Below are 3,430 nucleotides of genomic sequence, written 5' to 3' on the forward strand. Positions count from 1 at the left end.
CAACAGATCGACCACAATGAACACGATGTAAATCACGAAGCCGATCTGGAATGCCTTGGTCAACTCGGCGAGCGTGAAGCTCGGCACAAGGACTAGCAGGTCGTCGTTCTGCAGACCGTCCACGCGGTTTTTCGGCCAGACGCTCGTTGCCGTTTTCACGAAAAATTCGCGATCACGTAGTCGCGTATGCGCGACGAGAAAATCCTTGATCGGCGGCAGCGCGGCATCGGCGAGCGCGCCTAAGTCCGCGGTCGATAACTGCGCCGATGCGTTGAAGTTACGCGCCTGCAGCGCGTCGCGAATATTCATGCCGACCGGCGCCATGATGAATAGCGACAGAATCAGCGCGATACCGTTGAGCACCATGTTCGGCGGCACCTGCTGGATGCCCAGTGCCGAGCGCAGCAGGCCAAGCACGACCACCAGCTTGGTGTAGCTCGTCACCATCAGCGCCGCGAACGGCGCCACGCCGAGCGCGACAATGACCGCGATCAGCGAAACCGGATTCGGCAGATTACCCATCCTGCCGCTCGCGTGGCGCCTGACTGGCTGGCGGCGTCAGCGTGGTGACGCGCACGCCGAGTTTCTGGCCGACGGCAATCAGATGGCCGGTGCCGACCAGCATCCCGTTGGCGACGATATTGATCACACTCTGGTTGATGCCCTGTTGCAGTTCGATCACGCCACCGGGTTGCAGCACGCTGAGCTCGCCGAGCGGCATCGTGCAGGACGGCAACTGGAAGGTCACTTCGACGGCGAGTCCGTCGAAGTGACGCGCGGTCGAGGGCGCAGCGCCGCTGTCCTCTGGACTGGCCGGCTGCGTGCGCGGGGCTTCGGACGATTGCGAAGGTTCCAACGGCATCTCCCTGATTCGTTCAACGACTAGCCGGTTGCCCGACGGGCGGCCGGTGATTTCCCAGGCCGGCCTGGCGGGAACCTGTGCGACGCACAGGAGGTTCTGGCCCTCCGCGCGCCAGTGTTCGATCGCGATGATGTCGCCGGCGAGCACATCCGCCAGTTCCTGGGCCGTCAAACTCGTGCGGCCGAGTTCGAAAGCAAGCGGCACGGGTAACGCCGCGAATGCCGACGCGTTTTTCTGCGCGGCGACGGTACGCGACGGGGCGAAGCTCCCGCCCGCTTGCGGTGGCGCGGCGAAAAACACGCCGAGCGCATCGGGCGCATCGAACAGCAGTGCGCCGTGGCAAAACCAGTCGTTGTCGCTGCGGCGCAATTCGAAGCGCAACGTGGCCGGCGCACTGCGCAAGCGCGACGCCCCTGCTCCATTGGCCCCCTCGGGATGGGGCGCGAGGCTCGCGTCCGACTCGGCGGCGGGCGGCAATAGCTCGACACGTTGACGGGTCAGCGCTTGCAACGCGGTGATGAGCGGTGCGCACAAATCCGCGAGCAACGCCGCACGCAACACCGCCGGCACCGACGGGTCCGCGGCATCGCCCAGCCATGCCACTTCCGCCGACGGATCGATCCATAGCGTGCCGTACGCGGGACCGACGACGAAGCGATAGGCGTTCGCGTCGAGCGTCGGTTCGGCATCGACGCGCCATCTCACCTGATAGTCGACGCCGCCAAGCGTCAGCGGCAAGGGCGCGAGGGCCGCATAGGCGTGCGTCAGCCCACTTGCCGCGGCCGCGGACAGCCGCGGCAGATACGGCGAAGTATCGAGCGCGGTCGCAGCCACAGACGGCAAGGACGGCGTGGGGCTGGCTCCGGGCCGGCGGCTCGCTTCCGGGTCGGCCATCACCTGATCTGTAAGGTCGTCGATGTCAGCTCGCAAAAGAGGCAGCGCATGCACGGCGGGATCAAGTGGATTCGCGGGTTGACTGAATGGTGTGTCGGCCGGAGATCCCATTTCTGACGGAATTGGGCGACCTGATTTGACGATTTTATGGGCGTTGGTTTGGGGATGCCGCGCGGGGAATCGTAGTTCTGGCGGATGGAGCGGTGCTGTGGGGAGGGTTGGCTACGAAGTGCCGAGGGGCTCGATGAGGGACCTTGATGGGAGGCTTGCTGCTTGATCATTCGAAGGCGGGCCGTGATGCTGAGTGGCAATACACCTACCATGCGATCTCCCAGAGTCATGTCATCGGAACCGAGAAACGGCATGTCGGTGCGGGCACGTTCGATACGTTCGTAATCGAGCGCAATACTGCATGGACCAAACGCGATCCGCACTCCGCGAGCAAGATGCTGCGCGCCCAGCACTGTGACGACGCAGACTGCACGGTCACTGGATACAGCAAGGAAGTATTCTGGTACGCACCGTCGGTCGGCCGCGCAGTCCTTCGTGCCTATTCGCAAAGCGGTGATTCCGATTACATCTGGAATCGCTCTCCCGAGGAGATCCTCAGAGACGCAAGCTCGCTCGTCACTGAGCTCGTCGGCTACAGCAGTGATGCGACCTGCAGGGACCCTCATCCGCCGTTGCTCGCACGCGTGCCATCTGCGCCGTGGTACGGCTTTCCGCTGTTCATGAACGATACGTGGGAGTTTCTGATGCAGCGGGACATGGCACGCGAATAGCCGTCGGACGCGCGCCGGCTAGTCACCCGTGCCCGTCCGCCGCGCGAGCGGCTTCACCCCGTAACCGGCCATCCGATTGACAAAGACAACACTCCTTCATCCGCCGAAGCGGCTGCTCCGTTAGTGCAGTGAGAATGTCCCTCAAAAAGCACGAAGCGGCCAAGGTCGTTGTCACGGCATCGCAGTGTTCCTGGTTGCTCCAGTGCAGATGCCGGAGCGGTATCAGATGTGGTTGCTTCTATTCGCGGCCTCATGCTTCTGTCTCGTAGAGCAAACCGTAGCTCCCGCCCGTTCGTTTTATTCGCGCGAAGCCGAGTTCCCCCAAATGCATACCGGCGATCAAAAGTCCCTCCGAACTGACCAGGTCCAGGAGCCGTGATCGTGTGGTGATTGCCAGGGAAGGGTCCCGATCGAACGCAATCGATACGTCTGGCCGTTTAATCTGGATGTGAGGAAAATGAACAATATCTCCCCAAACAAGCAGGCCCTGATCATGGGATTCGAGAAGATATCCGGAGTGTTCATCTGTGTGTCCCGGTAGCGGCATCGGTCGGATACCGGGAAGCACTTCTCCCTCATTGAAAGTGCGAAGCCTGTCACGGTAGCCGTCGAACACTTGACGCGCTATCAGGAAGTTACCGCGGGCACGCTCGCTGGCGCGGCTCAGATTTCCGTCATCGTGCCAAAATCCGACCTCTCGCTGATGAGCAATAAGCTCCGCACTCGGAAAGGTAATTTGTCCGGCTGTGTCCACTAGCCCTCCGACATGATCGGGATGGGCGTGTGTGAGCAGGATCGTGTCGATCTTGGACGGTTCGACGCCGGCAAGCGATAAATTGGTTCTCAGGCGGCCGCCCCATTGCTTGATGCCTCCAGCCCCACCGTCGATGAG

4 protein-coding genes are annotated in these 3,430 nt (G+C 62.3%); 1 reads left to right on the forward strand and 3 read right to left on the reverse strand.

The window, feature by feature from the left end; all coding sequences use genetic code 11:
- On the reverse strand, nt 1–522 hold a 522-nt coding region (locus VFE81_RS22560), incomplete at its 3' end, for an EscR/YscR/HrcR family type III secretion system export apparatus protein (RefSeq protein ID WP_325046714.1).
- Nucleotides 515–1,810, reverse strand: coding sequence for a type III secretion system cytoplasmic ring protein SctQ (gene sctQ / locus VFE81_RS22565; RefSeq protein WP_414695639.1), 1,296 nt, complete (start codon nt 1,808–1,810; stop codon nt 515–517). The genes VFE81_RS22560 and sctQ, both read right to left, overlap by 8 nt.
- A 203-nt stretch (nt 1,811–2,013) precedes the next feature.
- On the opposite strand from sctQ, the gene VFE81_RS22570 reads away from it, so the two are divergent.
- Complete coding sequence (locus tag VFE81_RS22570) at nt 2,014–2,538, forward strand: hypothetical protein (protein WP_325046716.1); 525 nt, start codon at nt 2,014–2,016, stop codon at nt 2,536–2,538.
- A 250-nt stretch (nt 2,539–2,788) separates the two neighbouring features.
- On the opposite strand, the gene VFE81_RS22575 is transcribed toward VFE81_RS22570, so the two are convergent.
- The coding region (locus tag VFE81_RS22575) for an MBL fold metallo-hydrolase (protein ID WP_325046717.1) at nt 2,789–3,430 on the reverse strand (642 nt) is incomplete at its 5' end.

Origin of the sequence: Paraburkholderia sp., assembly GCF_035656215.1 — a bacterium.
GTDB lineage: Bacteria > Pseudomonadota > Gammaproteobacteria > Burkholderiales > Burkholderiaceae > Paraburkholderia.

Coding starts and splice junctions, on each gene's coding strand:
- VFE81_RS22570 (WP_325046716.1), top strand. CDS start 2,014: ATGGGAGGCTTGCTGCTTGATCATTCGAAGGCGGGCCGTGATGCTGAG.